The 21,930-nt window shown below is 55.7% G+C and carries 14 protein-coding genes; 1 reads left to right on the plus strand and 13 read right to left on the minus strand.

Features of this window, described 5'->3' with window-relative positions; translation table 11 throughout:
- Positions 1 to 133: 133 nt before the first annotated feature.
- The 3 genes from B1748_RS20170 to B1748_RS20180 form a co-directional block, all read right to left on the minus strand.
- Positions 134 to 2,017: an LTA synthase family protein gene (locus tag B1748_RS20170; protein WP_087569743.1), complete on the minus strand. Its 1,884-nt coding sequence runs from the start codon at positions 2,015 to 2,017 to the stop codon at positions 134 to 136.
- A gap of 219 nt (positions 2,018 to 2,236) precedes the next feature.
- The gene (gene chrA / locus B1748_RS20175) at positions 2,237 to 3,511 is read right to left on the minus strand and encodes a chromate efflux transporter (RefSeq protein ID WP_087569744.1); all 1,275 of its coding nucleotides are present in this window, start codon (positions 3,509 to 3,511) and stop codon (positions 2,237 to 2,239) included.
- Positions 3,512 to 4,223: 712 nt separating this feature from the next.
- On the minus strand, positions 4,224 to 5,105 hold the full coding sequence (locus tag B1748_RS20180; RefSeq protein WP_256975789.1) for a hypothetical protein: 882 nt from the start codon (positions 5,103 to 5,105) through the stop codon (positions 4,224 to 4,226).
- Positions 5,106 to 5,331: 226 nt separating this feature from the next.
- Here B1748_RS20180 and B1748_RS20185 point away from each other — a divergent pair, with 226 nt between their 5' ends.
- Complete coding sequence (locus B1748_RS20185) at positions 5,332 to 5,979, plus strand: SIMPL domain-containing protein (protein ID WP_087569746.1); 648 nt, start codon at positions 5,332 to 5,334, stop codon at positions 5,977 to 5,979.
- A 48-nt stretch (positions 5,980 to 6,027) separates the two neighbouring features.
- On the opposite strand, the gene B1748_RS20190 is transcribed toward B1748_RS20185, so the two are convergent.
- The 10 genes from B1748_RS20190 to B1748_RS20235 all read right to left on the minus strand — a co-directional run bounded on the left by B1748_RS20190 (position 6,028) and on the right by B1748_RS20235 (position 21,911).
- Positions 6,028 to 6,993, minus strand: coding sequence for a DUF1861 family protein (locus B1748_RS20190; protein ID WP_087569747.1), 966 nt, complete (start codon positions 6,991 to 6,993; stop codon positions 6,028 to 6,030).
- 28 nt (positions 6,994 to 7,021) lie between these two features.
- Positions 7,022 to 8,653: a hypothetical protein gene (locus tag B1748_RS20195; RefSeq protein ID WP_087569748.1), complete on the minus strand. Its 1,632-nt coding sequence runs from the start codon at positions 8,651 to 8,653 to the stop codon at positions 7,022 to 7,024.
- A gap of 77 nt (positions 8,654 to 8,730) precedes the next feature.
- Positions 8,731 to 10,449: an extracellular solute-binding protein gene (locus tag B1748_RS20200; protein ID WP_087569749.1), complete on the minus strand. Its 1,719-nt coding sequence runs from the start codon at positions 10,447 to 10,449 to the stop codon at positions 8,731 to 8,733.
- 59 nt (positions 10,450 to 10,508) lie between these two features.
- Positions 10,509 to 11,390: a carbohydrate ABC transporter permease gene (locus B1748_RS20205; RefSeq protein ID WP_087569750.1), complete on the minus strand. Its 882-nt coding sequence runs from the start codon at positions 11,388 to 11,390 to the stop codon at positions 10,509 to 10,511.
- A gap of 13 nt (positions 11,391 to 11,403) precedes the next feature.
- A complete protein-coding gene (locus tag B1748_RS20210) occupies positions 11,404 to 12,333 on the minus strand; it encodes an ABC transporter permease (RefSeq protein WP_087569751.1) in 930 nt (309 codons plus the stop codon).
- The gene (locus B1748_RS20215) at positions 12,330 to 13,388 is read right to left on the minus strand and encodes a glycoside hydrolase family 130 protein (protein ID WP_087569752.1); all 1,059 of its coding nucleotides are present in this window, start codon (positions 13,386 to 13,388) and stop codon (positions 12,330 to 12,332) included. The genes B1748_RS20210 and B1748_RS20215 overlap by 4 nt, the downstream gene beginning before the upstream one ends.
- Before the next feature lie 224 nt (positions 13,389 to 13,612).
- Positions 13,613 to 14,653, minus strand: a complete 1,041-nt coding sequence (locus tag B1748_RS20220) for a response regulator (RefSeq protein ID WP_087569753.1) — start codon at positions 14,651 to 14,653, stop codon at positions 13,613 to 13,615.
- Positions 14,628 to 16,397, minus strand: a complete 1,770-nt coding sequence (locus tag B1748_RS20225) for a sensor histidine kinase (protein ID WP_179215698.1) — start codon at positions 16,395 to 16,397, stop codon at positions 14,628 to 14,630. The genes B1748_RS20220 and B1748_RS20225 overlap by 26 nt, the downstream gene beginning before the upstream one ends.
- A gap of 190 nt (positions 16,398 to 16,587) precedes the next feature.
- A complete protein-coding gene (locus B1748_RS20230; RefSeq protein WP_179215699.1) occupies positions 16,588 to 17,652 on the minus strand; it encodes a glycoside hydrolase family 130 protein in 1,065 nt (354 codons plus the stop codon).
- 35 nt (positions 17,653 to 17,687) lie between these two features.
- Positions 17,688 to 21,911: an S-layer homology domain-containing protein gene (locus B1748_RS20235; RefSeq protein WP_087569756.1), complete on the minus strand. Its 4,224-nt coding sequence runs from the start codon at positions 21,909 to 21,911 to the stop codon at positions 17,688 to 17,690.
- Between the last annotated feature and the right edge of the window lie 19 nt (positions 21,912 to 21,930).

The following is a 21,930-nucleotide window of genomic DNA, read 5'->3' on the forward strand; positions in this document are numbered from 1 at the left end:
CGACGGCTTTCCCTATCAAATAGTTGCATAAAAAATAATATTAAGTTCATATTAACGCAAATGGACGCAGAAATAAATAGGGCTTATCCGAGCGCAATTCAGCTCTGCCGACGGCCGGGAGGACTGGCTTCCGTCAGTCTTCCCCATTAACCTGTTCCGCACGGTCCGGCAACTGGCTCACGTAGCTGTCCGATAGATGAAGCAGCTCCAGCGCGCGGTTGAACTCGTCTTCCGTCGAAGCTGACGCTTCGGTGCTATCGCCCCCGGACAACGTATAATGTTTGCCGTCCTCGAACCCGCTCCCCGGCAGGAACAGCTCCTCGTTGTTGACGAACGAGCCTGTCGGCAAATAATAACGCTGAGGCAGCAGATTATAGTGTTTCTGATTCAGCAAGTCCTGCCCGAAATGGATCTGCTCCTTCATGGATAGGCCCAGCAGGTTGGCCAACGTCGGCAAAATATCAACCTGTCCGCCAAGCTGCCGGAACTCGGCCGGCGTCGTGACGCCCTCTCCCGCGATAATGAACGGCACGTTGATCATTTCGCGTTCGACGTAGGTTCCGCCGAAAATTTCCTCCAGCAGCACGCGGTCCTCCTCGTCAAGCGAGAAAACCGGAAGTCCGCGATGATCCCCGTAGAACAGGAGCAGACTGTCCTCCAGCAGCCCCCGCTCCCGCAAATCCTCGAGGAATATGCCCAAGCAGTAATCCGCATAGTTTTGGGATTGAATATAATCTCCGACGTATGTCCCCTCGTAACGCTCCGGCAAAACCATCTTCTGCTTATCTTCGGGCAGCGAGAACGGGTTATGCGCGGACATCGAGATCACATGCGCGTAGAACGGATCCGGGCCCGCATCCATGCGCTGCAGCTCTTTTGCGGTCTTGTCGTACAGCACCTCGTCCGAAGGACCGAACCATAGCTCGTCGTTCCCTTCGCCGAAAAACGCCTTGTCGTAATAGCGATTAAAGCCGAGCCCTTGGTACAAATCCTCGCGATTCCAGAAATCCACGTCGTTTGTATGGAACGTAGCGGTGTCGTAGCCGTGCGACTCCAGCAGTCTTGCCATGCTGGGAAGCTCCTTCTTGGCATAAATCTGCGTGGCGGGTCCGTCTGGGGGGACGTAGAACGAAGTGTTTACGACGAACTCCGCATCAGACGTATTGCCTTGTCCGACCTGCTGATAGAACCTGGGGAAATAGTAGTTGCCATGGGCAAGAGCGTTCATGACGGGCGTAATTTCTTGCCCGTCGATCTTTAGATCGATCAGGAAGTTCTGGAACGATTCCATCTGCACGAGAATCACGTTTTTCCCCTTCGCGCTGCCGAACAGGACAGGCGATTCCGATTCCGTTATGCCTTTTAAATCATAGATCGATGATTGAGTGATCAGCTCTTTCTCGACAGGCGTTTCCTCATCGTTATCCAGAAGACTGAAGGCTTCGTAATTGAGGATGCCCATCTGCTCCGCCTGCACGGTTTCGTTAATACTTTCCGTGTGTGGAAGAATATTAAACAAACAAGCGAACAGCGAGATGGTAAATACGGCGGCCACCGTCTTGCGGCTCGTCCTCGCGGACAACGCGCGTTTCCAGCCTACGGCAATGCGCCGGCGCAGCAAGACGTAGGCAAGGATGAGAATATCCATATAAATAAGCAGATATTTCGGATGGATGACGGAAAAGATGCTTTTTTTCACCGCTCCGACCTGATCGGCCTGCTCTAGAACATGATAAGTGGGAATGATTCCGAAGTGTCTGTAGTACACGATAAGAGTAAAAAACAGGACCGTTATCAAAAGATTGACGATCAGGTACATAAGCAATTTGCGTTTGGTCGAAAACCATTCGATTATGCAGAATATAATGAGAATAATAGGCAGCTCTTTCAGCCACACCGTCTTGAACGAGCTGTTCTCGAACAGAACGGTCCAAGTGAGGTAGCTTTTGACAAGCATAATAATCGAGAATACCAATATCGACTTGGTACTCCATCTTGGGGGCAAATATTGTGCCATCGTACGTTCTTCCTTTCCATGCGTCTATCGGCCAGCCTGCGGCAAAATCGACAAGTCCTCAAGTTGCTCCTCTATCAAAAACGGGAGCTATTCCATGATAAGACGTCGGCGCGAGAAGTGCAATGCCTGCCATGCAAACAAGCCATTCGGCAGCACCCTTCGGGAGGATGCGACCGGACGGCTTTTCGGCATGACGTCGATAATCTGTCATCAGGACGGTTACGGATACAAACTGTTTAGCAAAACTCCCCCCAGCGCTCCGATGATTACGACGGCCCAAGGCGGCAGCTTCCAATAAGTTAAGAGAATAAACAGCGCTGCCGCAAGCGCGAAGTCGGCGGAGGAGGTTACCGCGCTGGTCCAGACGGGATCGTACAAAGCCGCCAGCAAAATGCCGACGACGGCGGCGTTCGCCCCCGCCAGCGCCCGCTTAACGTTTGGCCGCTGGCGAAGACTATGCCAAAACGGCATTACGCCTGCCATCAGGAGGTAGGCGGGTAGGAAAATGGCCGCGGTAGCCGCTATCGCACCCATGGCGCCATCCGATACAGCGCCAAGGTAAGCCGCGAACGTAAACAGCGGGCCCGGGACCGCTTGCGCCGCGCTGTAGCCCGCGAGGAACTGCTCCTGCGTCACCAACCCCACCGGCACGACCTCCCGCTCCAGCAGCGGCAGCACGACATGACCGCCGCCGAATACGAGCGAGCCCGAACGATAATAACCCTCCATGAGCGCCAGCCAATGATTTGCGGTCAGCTCCTTGGCGACAGGCATTAGCACAAGAAGCAACAAGAATATAAGCAAACAAATGGCGCCCGTTCTACGCGAAAGTCCTGGATGGTTGCCCGCGCCAGCGACAATTGTCGCAGCCGAGCCGCTATCGGCGCCTTTAAGCGGCAACGAGCCAAAACTTGTTGCTCCCTTGCCTGACTGGGCGCTTTCAGCCCCGTGCTCCTGCTCCCGGAACAGCCACAATCCCAGCACGGCGGACAACACGATGACGACTGCCTGGCCGTACACGGCCTCCCATAACAAGGCAGCGATGGCCGCCGCCAGCGCAAGCGTCATGCGCGCGCGTCCCGCCGCCAGCTTTTGCCCCATTCCCCATACCGCATGCGCCACAACGGCGACCGCTACGAGCTTGAGGCCTTGCAGCCAATCGGCATCGGCAATGCCCATTCCCTCTAACAGCAGAGCAAACAGAGCGAGAGCAGCTGCGGATGGCAGCGTGAAGCCAAGGAACGAAATCAAGCCGCCCAGCAAGCCGCCGCGCATAATACCGATGCCAATGCCGACCTGGCTGCTGGCAGGTCCCGGCAGGAACTGGGCCAGCGCGACCATGTCCGCGTAACTTCCATCGTCCAGCCACTTTCGCCGATTGACGTACTCTTCTCGAAAATAACCCAAATGAGCAACCGGTCCGCCAAACGACGTTAATCCAAGCTTCAAAGAAGCGGCGAACAGCTCCAGCAGTCTCTTTCCTCTACCCGACATCCTCTGTGCCTCCCATACAGCAAAGCCTGCGCCAGCCTTGCCTCTTGGAAACCATTATAGCGTTAGAGGACAACACGCTAAAGTGGAGGTTTTGTAAATCAAGTATAAACGGCTAACGCCGTCCTTTGGACAAGCGCGTTTACCGATGAAGTATAAGCCTAATTATAAAAGTGAAACTTTATAACGCTTATAATTTGAGAAAAACCTTCAGGGATTTGCCCTGGCGTTCCTTTCTGTTCTATCGCCAAAAATGATCTAAAGCATCTCTCATGTCTGTTCGATCACCATTCTCTCTAATAAGAGGAAAAACGCCCTCTAATCGCTTTATCTCATCCATTAATTGAGATTTATAGGGATATCCTCCCTATAATTCAATGTAATCATAGAAATTTAGTCATAATCACCTCAATTAAAGGGAACTTTTCCCTCTAAGTTGAGCCCATTAGCTTATTTATCCCAATTAGAAGGAGTTTTTCCCTCTATTTTCTGATGAGGTCGGTTGTTGGCGGTTGGCTGTTTGCTGTTGGCGGTTGGCTCTTGGCGGTTGGTTGTTGGCGTGATCGCTCATTGCACATACTGCTGCGGTTAGCATGCCTCGATTAAAGCCCCTGAAGGGGAACAACCACACGTTATCTTTCTTTCGTAGACCCCAAACATATCCCTTCATATGCGAAAGAAAACGCCTGACGGTGCATATCTACTTTTGGGTTCATCAAAGAACATGCGTTTCAGAATGTTTGGCTCCTTTCTTCTTGCGGTCTCCAAAGCCGGGATTTCCAAGCAAAGCCCTTGCCCCAGCTGCGGTGACGAGAATAAAGCAGGCGGCCGCGGTCAGCGGCAGCGCCGACCATTCCAACAGCCCGCGGCCAAGCAGCGTCTGCCAGCCCATCGCCATTAAGCCCAGGAAAAACGCAATGCCGGATATATGAACCAACATGCGGCGACTGGCGTGCGCGTACATCGTTCCGGCGGCCAGCCACGCAATGAACGGCAATGCCTGAATCGCATGAAAGCCCAAACCGTGCAGCCAGATCAGATTGCCTTCCGCGCCCACGAATCTGCTGCTGTTTACGGAGATCGCAACGCCTCCCGCAAAGGACACCATAATGGAAAGCATCGCATACCGTGTCCCCAGGACAAGCTCGGGATTTTTTTCCAAAGTCCTCTTTTTGAAAAAATAGCTCGCGAACAGGACGTAAAACACGACCAGCAGAAGCGCGACCAGGGTGAAACCTCCGGCCACGATTACGTCGAAAAGCGAGCCGTTTACGGGAAATCTGGGATTAACGCCTCGTATATGCTGCACCGTCTCCGCAAAATAAGAATAAAGAGCCAGCGAAATATACGAAACTCGGAAAAAAGCCGCCATCTTATGCCCCATCCCCGACACGGGCATAATCGCGGCAGTCGACAAAAGGAACAGGCCAAGCGCCGAATTAAACGAAAAAGCTTTCCAAAGATTCCCGTCCGTTCCTGTTTCCGCTCCTGCAACCAGCGCCCAGCATGCGCATCCTATCGCCAATACAAAACCTAACAATCCTGTCGCGATCATTCCTCTTTCTTGCTTGAACCAACGCATGAGCTTATTTTCCATCACGTCCAACGACCTCTCTCCTGGTTTTCCTCAAATTTACAGGAATTGAGATTCTGTCGTAACGGGCTTGAGGTTGGTTCAAAGCTATCCCTCAGGAGGGTTGATAAATCCGTCCAAAGTTGGAGGCACGATCCACGATCCGAAACTTCCTGCAGGACCGTTTCGTCTAATGACATAAGATATTGTCATATCCTTTAAATAGAGTGCAACCGGGAGGGATGATGGAATGAACGATCAACATAACGGAGCATGTCCATTAACAATCGAAGTGACGGGAGAAGGGGTCGCGACGGCGAAGCCCGACGAGACGAGCGTAACGCTGGGAGTCATTAGCGAAGGAGATAAGCTGGCGGAGCTGCAGAAGGAGAATGCGGCTGCCATTTCGTCCATTATCGGAGCGCTGACGGCGCTCGGCATTCCCAGGCAGGCAATAGCGACGGCGGCGTTCACCATTGAACCGCAATACGATTATGTCGATGGAAAACAGCAGTTCCGCGGCTACAAAGTCACGCATCTGCTCGAGATTACGCTCCACGGCACGGAGAATGCGGGAACTGTTATCGATGCGGCGGTCTCGCATGGAGCGAACACCGTCACCGATGTGTCGTTCAGATCGAGGGGCTCCGCCGCCGCCAGGCAAGAAGCGCTGACTATGGCCGTTCGCGACGCGGGAGCAAAGGCTCGGGTTATCGCGGACACGATTGGCGTCTCTCTCTCCGCCGTGCCTTGCAAGATCGAGGAGACGCCGAGTCGGGGCTTCGAACCCGTTCTGTTTAAAGCCGCGTCCTTCCCCGCAGGGGATGCCGCGACGGAGATCGAACCTGGCGTGTTGACCTTCAAGTCTTCCGTGCGCGTCTGGTACGCGTATGCTTAGAAGCATGACCTTTACATCCGCATAGAAATGACATTTAAGGTCGGTCGGTTATAGTCCCTCGTACTCCAGCAGCGGATCGGGAATGGCAATCACATAGGCCTCGGCGTCGCTGGCGCCGACATACAAATCCGCCGATCCGCTGCCGTTGCGAATCAGGCCGCCGCTAAAAATGACATCCTGCAAATCGCTGCGTTTAGCCGGTCCGTCCGGAAAATCGGAACGTTCGGCAACCAGCTTGAGCGGCGTGCGTTCCAGCGTATCGGGATGAAGCGCAAACGTCATCGCATAATAATGCCGGTGACCGGCTTCGTCAAACCAAGCGATATGGCCGAGCACGCCAATCAACCCGTTCGCCAGCAAATGCGCTTCGTTGGCCCCGCCCCATTCCTCGTCGATAAACATGCCTTCAAGCAAAGGCGCTTCGGCAATATCCGCTTGCGTAACGGCTTCGAGCGAAGCCGCCTTGAAAAAGCCGATTTTCCCTCTGCCGCCTTTCTCCCCTTGCGGACGGGTAAATACGCCGATCGCGCCGTCCGCAAGCTCAACCATCCGGATATCCTTCATATGGCTCGGCCCGACCAGAAACGGCTGCAACCCGGCAATGCCCGCACCGCGATAAAATACCGTTTCCCATGACATAATCTTTCCTGGATTTTGCTCATCCACGATAACGCGGACGCCGCCAAAAACCAGTTCCTCTCCGATACGCGTATAAAAAGGGTCCTGCAAGGCCAGTTCAGGCAAAGTTTCATCGACCTGCCAGCTGCCGTCCTTCTGCCCCCCGCCTTCCTTCCGACGGAAAAACTTGACGCAGGAAAACTCCGTGTCGCGCGCTTCGACGCGGCCGACCAGCACCGGAGCGCCATCGTCCGCGAAAGCGGCGGTAATGTTGTAAACGTCTCTGCCGTCCACGCCTTCGAACCGAAGCTTCGTCCCTGTCGCCGGCTCTCTGCCGCCCCTATAGGACTTCAGCAGTTGACCGCATGTTTGCGGGTGATGATGAATCTGAAGCATGAACAATCAAACCTCCGTCAATGCGGGGCTACGCCCGCGTATTGTAGTCAATGACAATCCCGTTGCAATACCGCTTGCCGTCCGACTCCGCGACATCCGCCCCTTCGGGGAGCAGGACGGCCAGCACCGCCGAACGAGCGGGTATGATCAGCTTGCCGTTCCGCAGCGTTGCCGGGCTATGCGCATAAGCGTCGTAGACGGCGCCAAAGTCGCTTCCGCTTCCATCGATCGTAACCGCCTGCTCCTCGTTGTGCGGATTATAATACAAATAAGTCGGATGCGCCGCCTCGCGGAAAAAGTCGGTCCTCAGGCAATCCAGTCGCAGTATGCCTTCCACATCGGTCTGCTCGATCATGCCGCCAAAAATGCCGACGTGGGAGGAGCCGTAAAGTCCCAGATCGATCGCCCCCCAGCTGTAGCGGATCGGATCGCCGGTCGCATACGGGCTTTGGTGATCCCACCATTTGCGCAAGCCTTCGTACGCCATGACATCATCCGGATCCGGCTTATAGAACGCGCATGACTGGGCTTTGCCGGAATGCGCTCCAGGGTAAAACAGTCGAGCACCATTGGCGGCATTCAGCATCCATTTGCCGATGTCCGGCGCGAATCTGCTGTCGTAGCGAACGAGCGGCACAAGCGGCCATGCGAGCGCAAAGGTGTTGGCGGTAAAGGCGTAGCCGCTCCGCTCGCCGTCGAACGGCTTCCATGGCCCCGCCCCTTCGGCATCCCAACGTTGCCCCCAATCGGTGATGCTCCCGGCCAGCCCGTAACAATCGTAGCCGCCCCAATTGTCGGCAATGACACCCCAGCCGGGCCGGCATTCACTGTCGCCGTCGAACACCCAGTTGACCAATTTGTCTACCGAATGGGCATCGCCCAGCTCGGCGTTCATCCGCGCAGCCACGCAAGCGCCGAAGGGCAGCAGCACCTCATAAAACGGATTGGCGCTGCGCCGCTCCAGGAAGGCGAGGCAACGCCGCGCTCCGTCCAGGTAACCGCTGTCGTTCCAACGCTTGTACGCCATATAAAGCAGCCAGGCAACGCCGGCGGCGGCATCCGGCTCGCGCCAGCGGCCGTTGTCCACCGGCTTGCCGGTATCGAAATCGAAGGACAGATGGTCAAAGTCGGGCACGCCGTCTTCTCCCGTCAGCTTGTTGCAAGCGTCCAGCCATTGATCCGCCGTGCTGCGCATCATCATGTCCAGATTGCCCGTGTCGGGATACAGATCGGTTAACGCATACATTAACGCATGAGGATAAATCTCGTACCAGAAGGTCGATCCCGCGCGGCCGTTTCTCCGATTCAGGAACAGAGGAGCCGCCTGCTCCCCGCCATAATAACATTCCAGCATCTCCACCCAGTTGACGCCATTTTGATTCGACTTGTCGATGCCGCACAACGTGGCGCCAAGCACGGCGGTCGCCGTGTTAATCGCTTCGTGCCCGTTCTCGCCGCGCCGGCCGCCCAAATAAGAAGGCAAGCCGAAAGCCGGCTTGCCCGTTCCGCCTGGCGTGTCGTCGCGCCACACAAGCGGAAAAAAATCGCCGGTTGCTTCGGCATCGAACACAAGCCGATCATAGGCTGTCGCTACCTGCTTCCAGTTCCGCATCGCATAGGGCTGCGGCATATCCGGCATTTGCTTCACTTTGCGTATCATCCATATGCCTCCTTCAAGGGGAGCGGTTCCGCCGCCCCCCACGATCTCATGCCGCTTCTCGCTAATCTCACTTCCGCCTATTTCTGCGCCGCCTGCTGATCCAGGAACTCTTGCGTCTGACGGATCAGCTCTTCCTTGATTTTGGCAATATCGGCTTGCAGCCTGCCGTTCGCTTCCCATTTCTGCTGCAGCTTCGTCAAGCCCTCCGCGGGACCCGGCACCATGCCAAGCTTGTAGGCCAGCTCATCGGATGAAATAGTGCCGAAATCGGGATTGGCCAGCTCGTTTTTGACCGGTTCCTGATTGAAGGCAAAGCCGGCCAGCGCGGAGCGGACATACGTTTTTTCGTCGGCAAGGTAGCGGAACGCGTCAACCAGATTGTCCGGCACATTTTCCGACAGGCGAATATAATTAGGGTTCCAAGTCAGCATGTAACCGGGGAACACATAGTTTTGGCTCAGATCGACGCCATCCGGATATTTGAATTTGTCGTCTCCGATCGCTTCCCAATGCGTGCCTTCGATGCCCAGCTCGAACAAATCGTGATTGTCCTGGCTTTCGAACAGCCAGTTAATAAACGACATGGCCCGGTCGGCGTTGATTGACGTTTTCGGAATCGCCAGGAAGTTCCATACCCGGAAATCGGAAATATACCCGGGATTCGGCTGCACCTTGTCGCGAGCAGCTTTGGAAGACAGGAATACGCCCAGTTCGGCCGAAGGCACGCCTGCCGCAAGCTGCGCCTTAATATTGTCGAGATTGGACAAGCCTTCCGCCATCGCTGCCGCTCTTCCCGCCGAGAACGTTCCGCTGGCGTCTTTGCGCACGATCGGCTCCTTCTCGATGTAGCCCTTTTCATGCCATTCGCGAACCGTCTCCAATATGCTGTAGTCCGCCTGATTGAACGGTTCGGGGAACGCTGCGATCGCTTCCTGCTTTTCGCCTTTAATGCTAGCCGTCACAACCTTGTTGTCCTGAATCAGGACCGTGCCGTCCACATTCGGTCCAAGCGTGATAGGCCATAGACCCTTCTCGTATTTCACCGGCGCCGATTTGTTGACCTCGATCGTCGCTACTGCGCCATAATTTCCGTCGTTTTTGATCACGAACGGAATCATGCCTTTATCGTTTTCCGTCACCTTGTCGAAAAAGGCCAGCAAATCCTCATAGGTCGACAGCTCGCCTATGCCGTAATTCTCGGCCAGATCCTTGCGATAGTAGATCGCGCCAAGATCGCCCAAATATTGACCCAGAGGCACGCCGTACACATGCAGATTGCCATCCGCTCCGACAAACCGGTTATTGTCGAGGAAACCTTCGCCAAACGCTTTTTTCAGGCCCGGGTATTGATCGTTGTTGAAATAATCATCCAGATTCGTATAGTTGTCCTGCGCAATAAAGGTGTTCATGTTCATCCATGGCGCGTCGAACGCGATATCGACCTGCTCGCCGGCAGACAGCTTAAGCTTCAGCTTGTTGACGTAATCGGCCTGCGGCGTAAACGTAAAGTTGAGCTTCAGGTTCAATGTATCCTTCGTTCTGCGTTCGAATTCGGCGACGACCTGGTCGAATTGCTTGGGCTTGTCGCCCCATAACATGATGTTCAGAGTGGCCGGTTCAGGCGCCTTTGAGCCTTGCTCTTCTCCTGCGGCCGGAGTCTGCGTCGCTGCCCCCTGGCCGTTATTGCCGCCTTTATTGCCCCCGTTATTGTCATTGCCGCTGCATGCCGCCAGCGTGGTCGAGACCATGCCCAATGCCAATAAAAGCATCGCTCCTTGCTTTCCCCATCGTTTCATGTGTGAACCCTCCCGTTTTATATCGTAATGCTGTATGCCAACCGGCGCAAACGCCGGAATTAGCCTTTGATGGCGCCTACCTTCAATCCGCCCACAAAATAACGCTGCAAGAACGGATACAGGAAAATGATTGGCCCGACTGTCACAATCGCCGTTGCCAGCCGCACCGTATAAGCCGGAGCGATCTGAGCGGTCGATTGCGCGCCTGCTACCGCAATATTTTGCGCCATATCGACGTTGCGAATAATTTGCATAATGATATATTGCAGCGAAAATAATTTGGTATCATCGATGTACAGCATCGCCGGCATCCAGCTGGACCAGTAGCCAAGCGCGTAGAACAAGCCGATCGTCGCCAGTGCCGGCAGCGATAGCGGCAGTACAATCGACCGCAGGATGACAACCTCTCCCGCGCCTTCCAGCTTCGCCGATTCGAACAGCTCCTTCGGAATGTCGTTAAAGAAGTTGCGCATCAAGAACATATTCCACGGCGACAACAGCGCCGGCAATATATAGACCCAGATGGAATTGCCCAGATGGAGATACTTGGTGATCAGAATATAACTCGATACCATGCCGCCGCTAAACAACATCGTAAAGTAGAAAAACAGCGAGATATGCGGCGCAAAGCGCAGTCTGCGCCCGGACAAGGCGTATGCCGCCATGCTGGTGACGAGCAAGCTGAGCGCCGTTCCGGCCACCGTAATAAATATCGTAATGAGATAGGCGTCGGGGATGGTGGAAGACGAGAAAATCGCCTTGTAAGCCGCCAGCGAATATTGTTCCGGGAATAGCCGGTAACCGTCGCGCAGCAGCGTCACTTCCGCCGTAGCCGAGCTTGACAGCACCAGCCAGAACGGGTACAGGCACGCTGCGGCAAAACATGCGGTAAACAGATAGAACAATACTGACATGACGCGGTCTTGCCTGGAATTTTTCATGCTGCCTTCCCTCCTAAAATAATGCGGAATCCTTGTCAAGCCGCGACGCGACCTTGTTCGCCACGATAACCAGCACGAAGCCGACTACCGACTGATAGAGCGCAATGGCCTGCGTCATCCCCATCGAGCCGGAGGTGCGCAGCGCGCGGAACACATACGTATCGATCGTATCCGTCGTTCGGAACAGGAAGGTGTTGTCGCCCACCAGCGAATAGATCATGTCCAGATTGCCGCCGAAAATATTGCCCATGCTGAGCAGGAACAGCAGCACGACGGTGCTCCGCAGCAACGGCAGCGTAATGCGGAAGATGCAGGAGAGACGCGAAGCGCCGTCGATTCTGGCCGCCTCGTACAACTCCTTGTCGATGCCCACGATGGCTGCCATATAAACAATCGCTCCGAAGCCGGCCGTCTTCCACAAATTCATCAGCACCAGAATCGGCGGCCAAACTTCCGGATCGGTATAGAAAGCGATCGTCTCCCAGCCAAGCTTGACTAGCAGACTGTTGATGACGCCCGTATCCGCAGTAAAAAAAGCTACGGAAAACAAACCGATGATCGGCCACGAAATAAAATTGGGCAAAATCATGAGCGACTGCATCGTTCGCACCAGCCAGTTGCGTCCAAGCTCCGTCAGCATAATGGCGAGCGTCAGCGACATCAGCGTGCCGGTCACGATAAACGAGATGTTGTACAGCACCGTATTTAATGTAATTTGGATCCATGCCTGGCCCCGGAAAAAAAAGCGGAAATTGTCAAGCCCGATCCATTCGCTGCCGAATATGCCCTTGAGCGGATTAAAATCCATAAACGCGATCGATACGCCGATCATCGGCAAATAAGCGAAAATGATGCTGAACAGTACAGCCGGCACGGCCAATGCATACAGATAGCGGTTGTAAATCAGATCGCGCAATCCGGCCGATTTTATTTTCCTGCTCATGCCTCATCCCCCTCAAGCGACGCCAGCACTTGCCGCAGGCTGATCTCGGCATAACCGACGGAACGATCGGCGGCGCCGTAATACAGCCTGATCGTATCCCCCTCCACAAGCGCTCCGCACGGAAACACGACATTGGCGAAAAAACCGTCCCTTTCGAAAGCCGCCTCCGGCTCCATAATCGGACGGGATGAGCGGGCAAGCACTTGCCATGGCCGCTCCGCATCGAGCAGCACGGCCCCTACCGCATAGCGGTTGTCCTCGTCCGCGCCGTGATACAGCTCCAGCCAGCCGCGCTCCGTCCTGAACGGTACCGCGCTTGCCCCGATGCGGCCGCCGTCCCAGCCGCCTTCCCTGACGCCGAGTATGCGCCGATGATTGCCCCAGCGCAGCAGATCGTCGGAATCGGCGATCCAGATGTCCGGCTTCGCATAGTGGGAGCTTGACGGGCGATGCAGCGCGTAATAGCGGCCGCCGATACGCTCGGGAAACAAAGTGACATCCTTGTTGTCGGGATGGAACAGGATGCCTCTGCGTTCAAACGACACGAAGTCTCGCGTATGCAACAGCGGCACGACAATGCCGGATGGCGAAATGGCGCTGTACGTAATGTAATAACCGTCCTCCAGCTCGGTAATGCGAGGGTCCTCGATACCGAACGTCTCGTATTCCGTCTCCGGCAGCACAGTCGGCTGCTCGTCGATCCGGAAGTTGTAGCCGTCCAAACTGCGCGCAACGCGCAAGTGGGAGATCGAAGTCAAATAGTTCTGGTACGGCGTCCGAATGACGCGCGGGTCGGAGATATCCGCATCCTCCGTTCGTTCGATGCGCAAGATGTCCAGCGCTCCCGTCTCGTGGCGCCAGATTGGCGTCAAATACGCCTCCGGGTCGTTCGGCACAGGACGTTCGGCCACGCGCAGCAGCAGGATAACCTCGTCTCCCAGCTTCGACACCCCGGCGTTAAAAACGCCGATGACCTCCATATCGGGTCGCGATGGCTTTACATGCTCGGGCGCTATAATCGGATTGATCTCGGCGCGATGTACGTTTACTTTCATCGTTGCTAACCCTCCTTCCGGCTCATTCCGGTTCCGTCTCTATGTCTATATTGTAGCGCCGCGCCGCCGCCAGGCGTTACATGCCCTTTTGCCGCATTGGGCGGATAAATTTATTGCGTACAACCTCCGCAACAAAAAAACCGGACATTCCGCACATAAAAAAACGTGCCGATTGTCCGATTTCCTCGTTGCCTATTGCCCGCATGCCGTGCGCCCGCCGCCGCTCACCGCTTGCTTCGGCTTTGAAGCCTATATTCGCTCGGCGAGCAGCCCAGCTTTGTGCGGAATATTTTGCCGAAATACTTCTCGTCGCTGAACCCCGATTTATCCGCCACCTCATAGATCGGCAGATTGGTTGCCTCCAGCAGCAACTGCGCATGCCGCAAATTCATCTCCTGCACATAATAGACAAAAGATACGCCGACAATTTCCTTGAAGCATTTGCTGAAATAGCTGACGCTCATCCCGACCTGCTTGCAAATGTCGGACTGGCTCCATCTGCCGTCTTCCGCGCCGCGCAACAGATCGAGCGCCTGCATAATCGAGGCGATGACCTGCTCCGAATACATCGTCAGGCATAACCGGTGCATGGCCGCGTCGCGAAACAGCTCCACCCACTCGAGCAGCTCCGGTATGGAGTGCAATGTCCCCAGCTGCGCGCCAACACGGTCGATCTCCGGGGCCAGCAGCGGGCAAAATCGTTGCCATTCGCCTTTCGTGCAATACGTCAATAATTCCTTCCATGACGCGGCGTCGAATACGCGGAGCGTATCCGCCGACAACGTCTCGTACAATTCCTCGCGCGCCACCCAATGAAGCGAGCTCCAACGCTCAGCCAGCCGCTTGCGAATGCTCGGGTCCAGCTCGGCCTGCTCCGCCTCGGCATGCCGTTCGACATGGCGGGAGATTCGCCCCAGCAGGTCGTAAACGGAATCGTCATCAAGCTGCGTTTTGACGATATAGTCGACGGCTCCAAGCCGCAGCGCCTGCTGCAAATAATCAAAATCCTGATGACAGGTAATGACAACGGAACGGACGGACGGATGGTCCGTCTGCATTTTTCGAATAAAAGCAAGCCCGTCCATGCCCGGCATCGAAATATCGGTCAGCACCAGATCGATTCCCCCGGCATCCAGCGCCTTCAGCGCTTCCTCGGCCGTGGACGCCTCCCCGGCCCATTCCATGCCGAAATCGGACAACGGCATAATACTGCGTATGCCTCTGCGCACCAACGGTTCGTCATCCACGAGCAATACCTTGATCATGTTCTTCCTCCCCTTTCACGCTGTCCGGAATCATAATCGTGACGGTCGTCCCCTCGCCGATCCGGCTGTCGATGCTCATCGAAGCCGCGTCGCCGTAATGCACATCCAGCATTTTCTGCACATAGTTCAGTCCGATGCCAATGCCGGTCGACTTGCCTCCTTCCCCCTTGAGCAAAGCGGCCACGGTGTCCGGGCTCATGCCCTGCCCGCTGTCGGCGACCGTAATCAGAATATAGCGCCCGGTCATTCGTTTCAGCTTGACCGTAATGCGGCCTTGCTCGCTGCTTATGCCATGGTACAACGCATTTTCCACGATCGGCTGCAGCACGAATCTTGGAATCGGCACCTCGGCAATATCCGAATCCACGGTGGAATCGACCTTGAAACGATGATCGTAACGAATATTTTGCAGCTCGATATAGTCGTTTAACGCGGCAAGCTCCTCGCGGATTTTCACGATCATGCTTCTTTTGCCCAAATTGTATTGCAGCACCCGCGTAAACACCTTTACCAGATCGTAAATTTCGCGTTGCCCCTTCTCCAGCGCCAGCCATTGAATCGTATTCAAGGTGTTGTGCAGGAAATGAGGATTAATCTGGGAAATGAGCTTTTCCACCTCCAGCTCGCCCTTCCGTTTTTCCTTCAGCTCCACCTCTGTAATCAATTCGACGATTCGGCGGCTCATATCCCTGAAGCTGGAATAGATCACTTCAAACTCCGTCAAGCGGGTGTGCAGCTTTTGCAAGTGGTTGCCGTCATGACTAAAGCGGTTCATCGCCTTGTTCATCGTCTGAAGCGGACGGTACACCATCCTCCAAATATACGAAACCGCGCCGACGGTCAGCACCAGCGACAGACAGGACATAATGACGTACAGGATGCGCCATTGCTGAACCTCCTTCTCATACACGCTCCGCTTGACCAGGGATACCAGCTCCCATCCGTTTTTGCCGGTCATGGAAAATGACTTGTAGGCGCGCAAAGCGACGCGCTCATCGTCCAGTTTCGCCCCTTCGCGCAGCTCAAGCGGCAGATTGCTGTAGCGGATCGCGCCGTCGTTGCCGACCAGCAAATGGTAGACATCGTCGGTTTGGGCACCATCTCCCGCGGGCGGGACAAGCTGTCCCCATTCCGTCTCCAGATAGACGTAATAAGTTTGACCGCTGCCGTAGGAAATCGGCCGCAGCAACGACAGCACCGTTTTGTCGGAATTATGAAGCACCGTCGGGTGAGGGCTGTTATAGGTCAACTGGTTGGCCTGAAACAGCGGCACAAACGGCATATCATCCATCGATGCGATCATGAAACGATGCTTTAATGGAGCCGACTCGAACTGAATCGTTTTATAATGCTCCTCGAAATAAACAAACAACGAATGGATCGAGGGGTTGGAATAAATGATATTCGTAAGAGAACGATCGATCGAACGGAAACGCTTGGTCTTCTCGAGCGGATCTTCGCTTTGCATGTACAGCGCAATGTCGTCGCCCAATCCTCCGTCGGCAGCCAGCAGCTGCGAGACGCTCGCCAGATTGTCGAACGCCTTCTCCAGCGCGTCCCGCTCGCTGCGCAGCACCGTCTCGTAGCTGGCATTGATTTTCTCCATCTGAACCTGGTAAAACCAGAAATAAGAAGTGATCCCGATCAGCACAATAGGCGTAATCGTCACGAAAATAAGCAAAATGCTCAATCTGCCCTTCAGCGTATCCGGCCACAGCCATTGCAGCAAACGTCTGACATTCATTCTATCTCTTCCTTTCGCTGCTCTCTCGCCTCCTTTTATTTTAAAGCGACGGAAGAAATAACGATACGTTATTTTTTGATTCGAATGGAGGGTTTTTATATGAGAAAATCTCGTTTCAATGACAAAAGGCCTCCGCATCCGTATAAGCTACGGAGCGGAGACCTTGTAACGTTACTACATGCAAATACGCTTATCGTACAACAGCGCTATAGAAATACATCTCATTGTCGCCGTTCGCCGCATCCCAGCCTTGGGCAAACAGCCATCTGCCGCGATATTGGATCAGCCCGCCCCACGCCAGAGTACCGCCCTTGTTCAGCGACAGTTGCCGGAACGGCTCGCGCCGCGCGTACAACGCCTGCCCCGCCGCATTGCGCCCGTCTCCGTCCCGATAATAAAAATCCATCACCAGCCGCTCGTCGCCTGGGCTGCGGTCTGCGGATACGCAAGCCAATTCGTACAGCTTGCCGTATGCGGACGTATCCAGATAGGTCTGCGGCTCGAAATGCCAGTTCAACATATCTTCGGAGAAGCCTACATGCTGGCGCCCGCCGCAGCCTTCGCTCAGAAACATCATATAGCGGCCATCGATGCGCACAGCCCTGCCACCGGGATCGCGCGGGATGACCGCGCCTTTCGCCCAATATTGCGAGACGTCATGCGGCACCACGATGCCTCTTTTCTCCCAGTGCAGCAGATCGTCCGACACCGCCATGTTAATGTCGCAGCCGACTTGCACCTCGTACCCCATCGATTCTCTTACGCTTGCCGCCTGCTCTTCGCTCACCGGCCATACCCCGTTGTAGAACATATAATATTTCCCGTCGGCCTCATATACTTTCGGGTCTTCGCAGCCTAGCAGTTCATTGTCCACCGTGGGATAGATGATGGGATTATGCCCGCAATCGCTCCATCCCGCTCCCTCCTCGTAGACGGCCAGGCCAATCCGCGAGCCTGTCGCTTCTTTCTTGGGCGCGGCCCGATAGAACATATACAGCTTGCCGTCGCGCTCGATCAGGCTCGGATTAAACAGAAAGCCGCTTTTCCAGCCGAAATCGTAAGGATCGCGCCACTGCCGCCCCAATTGGAAGGTCATCCGTTCTTCCTTGACGAACGGACCGATCGCCCAGTCCGGCTCCTCCTCATACGCTCCAGAAAAATAGAGGGTGGACAGCCAAGCGTGATCGCCCACATTCATGGCCAGCGACGCTTCGTAATGCTCTTTCATTTCCGCTTTGCGATGAGCGAGATTCATGATGCTTTTCACCATCCTGCTTCGGTTATTGTTATTCATTTATGTCCGTTCGCAACCCAAGCTCGGAGCATATAGTCGATCCACTCCTGCATCAGCGCGGCTGCCTGGGCCCGCGTCAAATGGTCGCCGGGCGCAAAGCGGTTGCCTTCCTTGCCATGAATAATGCCGACATGATGCAGCGTTCGCACCGCCTCCGCCGCCCATGGCCGTATGTCCGCCGCATCGGCAAAATCTCCTGCCGTCTCGGTTGCGCCGGCCGCAGCCGGCAGCTTCTGCCCGGCGTATTGCGCGTAACGCAGCAGCAGCACGGCCATCTCCTCGCGCGTCACCAATCGGTTTGGCTCAAATTTCCCGTTGCCCGTTCCGGCGGCTATTCCCTCTTCGTTAGCCCAACCGACAGCCGAAGCGTACCAGGCGCCATCCTCCGTATCCGTAAACGGCAGCTGTCCGGCCGGACCAGGAAGCGTTCGTTCCAGATTGGCCAATAGGCGCACGGCCATCGCCCGTGTCATGCCTTGATCCGGCGCGAACTTGCCGCCGCCCACGCCTTGCATTATGCCTCTGGCCGTTGCCAGGGCAATGCTGTCCGCCGCCCAATGCGAAGCGGTATCGCCATAAGGATTCGTCGACGGCGATGCCAGCACGACATAAACCTTTGCGCCGACGATAAAGCTTATGCCTCCCGCCGTCCGCCCCGACAAAGGATTGGCTCGTTCGACGCCGGCTGCCGACAGCTCATTTACAACCGCATCGGTACCAGTGATCGGCAAAGTAACTAGAGCGAGCCCCGCATCGTCCGAGAGCTCCCGTCCATCCAATGATGCGGCGAACACATACACCTGACGTCCGTCCGCCGCTTCGCTCACGGGTCCGGGAAGCTGTCCGTCAGCGGCTTTCCACAGCGTCAGCTCCAGCGTTCCCGTACGATCGCGATTAAGCTCAAGCAAGTCTTCGATGCTTAATTGAATATCGCCCAGCGGACTCGCCAGCAGCAGATGCCGAACGCCCGCTTTTTGCCACAAATCGTCCTTCCATATATGATCCGGAATCGCGACCGAGAAACCGTTTGCCCCTGTCAAATCCGATTCGGCCATCTTCAGCTCGATTCGCGCCGCGCCGCCTTGCGCTGCTGCTTCTTCGACAGCCTGAGCCACGCCGTCCGGGAGAAGCTCCGCCACATAGCGGCCTTCTGTCCATTCGCCTTTATACGCGGCGGCTTTATCGCCGTTCGCTCCGCCGCCGGTGCCGCTGCCGTTACCGACAGTGACCGTGCCGCCGGGCGTATATCCGCTTACTTCGATGCTTGCGCCCGCGTAATGATCCTCTGTCTTGATATCGATGACTGCTTTGCCCGCTCCGGTTACGCTAACGATGCCTTCCGGACTCACCTGAGCGACCGATGGATTCGAAGAACGGAAAATCCACTTGTCATTGATCGCGTTAGCCGGCGATACGACCGGCCGCAGCGTCAGCCGGCTGCCGACGGCAAGCGAGGATTGCGGCGCTTCGGCCGTGACGGCAACGGCGCGTTCCGGGCGAACGGCAACCGTCATCGTCGCCTTTACTCCCGGTTGATCGCTGCGTGCGGCGTCGATTACGGCCGTGCCGTTGCCGATTGCCGTGATGCGTCCGCTTTGATCGACCATCGCCACGGTCTCATCGGAAGAGCTCCATCGCACAGCGGCGCCGATGTCTCTGCCCTCCAGCGCTGCGGCCGCTTGCGCCGACCCGCCTGTCGTCAATTCGACCAGCTTCTTGTCAAGCTTAATGGCATAACTTTCCGACTGCCCATGCTGCAAGGAAATGCCCTTTACATCGACGGAAGCGCCCTCCGCTCCGTTTGCCATCACATACAGCGTCGTCCGCTGCAAGCCCGTTTTGTCGAACGAAACGTCGTATTGGCGCAGCATAGTCGCCGCGTCTACCTCCGTAACCCCGGTTGTTGTGCGGTCCGCCACCAAATATTTCGGATGTTCGTCGCCTTCGAACTTCAATTGCAGCGTCCATCTGGCCGTTGTTTGCGCCACATCGATCGCAAGCCGGATCGGCTTGTCGAAGTCGAGCAGGAACGGAGTCGACCGGACCGTGCCATAGTCGCCGTCGGGATGATTTTCCGTCACGCGCGCCGCCGCGTTAATATAGCCGATCTTCCCTGGCGCAGAAGAAGATTCGAACGTCTCGATCGTCGCTTTGTCCGCCGCATAAGCCGTCGTTTCGTCTTCATAAACAACCTTAAGCGAATCGACGATAAAATAAGCCCCTTTTTTGTCGGTAGCCCACAACTCCAGCCTTGCTTCGCCGGAGCCGGTCGGCGCCTGATTTTGATAGTCCAGAATGCCCTGTGGCAGATTGATTGTTTGTATGCCGGTAGCCGTTCGGTTAGCGTAGATATAGTAGGAAGAGCCGCCAAACAGCAGCTTGAGCGTATACGTGTTTCCTTCGCCTACTTCCGCAATATCGATCGCCAGAGTTGGATTTTTCGCAAAATCAAGCGTAAATGCGCCGGACTGAACGCCGCCGTATCCCTCGTTGTCGGTTCTGTTCTCCATAATCGCTTTTTTGCCGATCAGCGTTGCCGTACCTGGTGATTCGCCCGACGCAAAGCTTGCGATATCCACCGCATCGAAGACAACATCGGCGGCCACGGCCGGCGGATCATCATAGAACAGCTTGAGCGACTTCAGTCCAAATGACGCTCCTTCCTTGCCGTTCGCCATCAGATAGACGCGGAGCGACGTCAGACCCGTTCGTTCCCGGTCGCCGAACGAAGCAAGCGCGCTTTTTAGATCGATCAGTTTTTTGCCGGCATTCATTCCGTTCGACAGCACATATTTGCCCCATTGCTCATTCTCGAACTTGATCTGAACGGTATAATAGGGGTCGGGCTGATTCGTATCCAGCTCCAGATACGGCCGGCGGGAGAAATCGACTTCGATCGTTTCGGATTGCACCGCGCCCCAGTCGCCATCCTCATTCGTTTCCGTAATAAGCGTATAACCTTCGCCGCTATCCGTTACCGCTGCCGGCATCGCCGCTACCGGCGTATACTGCAGCGCATCGGCCGCGGATGCCTCATAGATGACGTTCGCTTCATCGGGACGGCTGATCTCGAGCTTGATATTGGCCGTGTCGCTTAGCCCGCTCGCTTTTACCGTTACGGCTACATCCGAAATTCCGTTCGCCATCCGGGTCGTATCCAGCGTATAGTCGGCCACAAACGGGCCGGCATATAGCAGGGTATCGCCTGCGGCAATTTCCATCTCGGCGTTGTCGCTGCCAGTCAGCGCAAGCTGCAGCTCAACCGCATCCGCCGTTATATGCTGGCGTTGAACGGACGGCGACAAAATGCTGACCCCGATCGCGTCCGTGGCGATCGTCCGCGCTCCGACCATCCAGCTTGCGCCGACATGACGGATATCCGCCTCGGCGGGCAGCACAACGACGTTCAAGGACGACAGCGCCGGGATCGTCAAATTGTAATCGCCCGATACATGGGCGGCAATCGTGGCTTTGGAAGCGGCATCGAACAGCTTGGACGGACCGTCCAGTTCGACTGTCACGCTTCTCGCCTCCGGGTACGGATTATAATACAAATATTGCGGAAAACTGCCCGGCTCGCGATAATAATCGGTTGCATTTAGATCGAGGCGCAAAATGCGCTCGACGCTGGTCGGATCAATAATCGCCGCAAACACGCCAATCAGCGACGAACCGTAAATGCCATAGTTGGTCTGTCCCCAGCCATTGCTGACCGGATCTCCCGTAGCGTACGGCGAAACGTCGTTTGCCGTGCGACGAACGCCCTCGTAGCCAATAACGCCGTCCGGATCATGCTGAAACGCACCCCCATGCGACTGATTGGCAGCCGGCAGTTCGTTCGGATACATAAGCCGCACGCTGTTGGAAGCGCTCAGAAACCATTTGCCGACAGCGTCGGAATAACGAGGATCGTATTTGGCAAGCGGCGCAAGCGCCGAGCCTAGATGATAGGTATTCATAAGGAAGCCGAATCCGCCGCCGTCGCTTCCCGCGCCGACAAGGCCATCGGCCTGATATCCGCCCCATTCCCCTTCCATGACGCCCCAAGCGGTGCGGACATCGCTGTCCCCATCGAACAGCCAGTTGATCATTTTATCGATATTATAATTTTGGCCAAATCGGAAGTTCATTACGGCCGCCATCAACGGACTGTAATCCTGGGTCACCTCATAGTTGGGATTGATACCGCTTGCATTTAGCTCATCCATAACGAGCGTCATGGCGTCCAAATACTTCTGC

Source organism: Paenibacillus sp. MY03, assembly GCF_002165585.1.
Lineage (GTDB): Bacteria > Bacillota > Bacilli > Paenibacillales > Paenibacillaceae > Pristimantibacillus > Pristimantibacillus agaridevorans.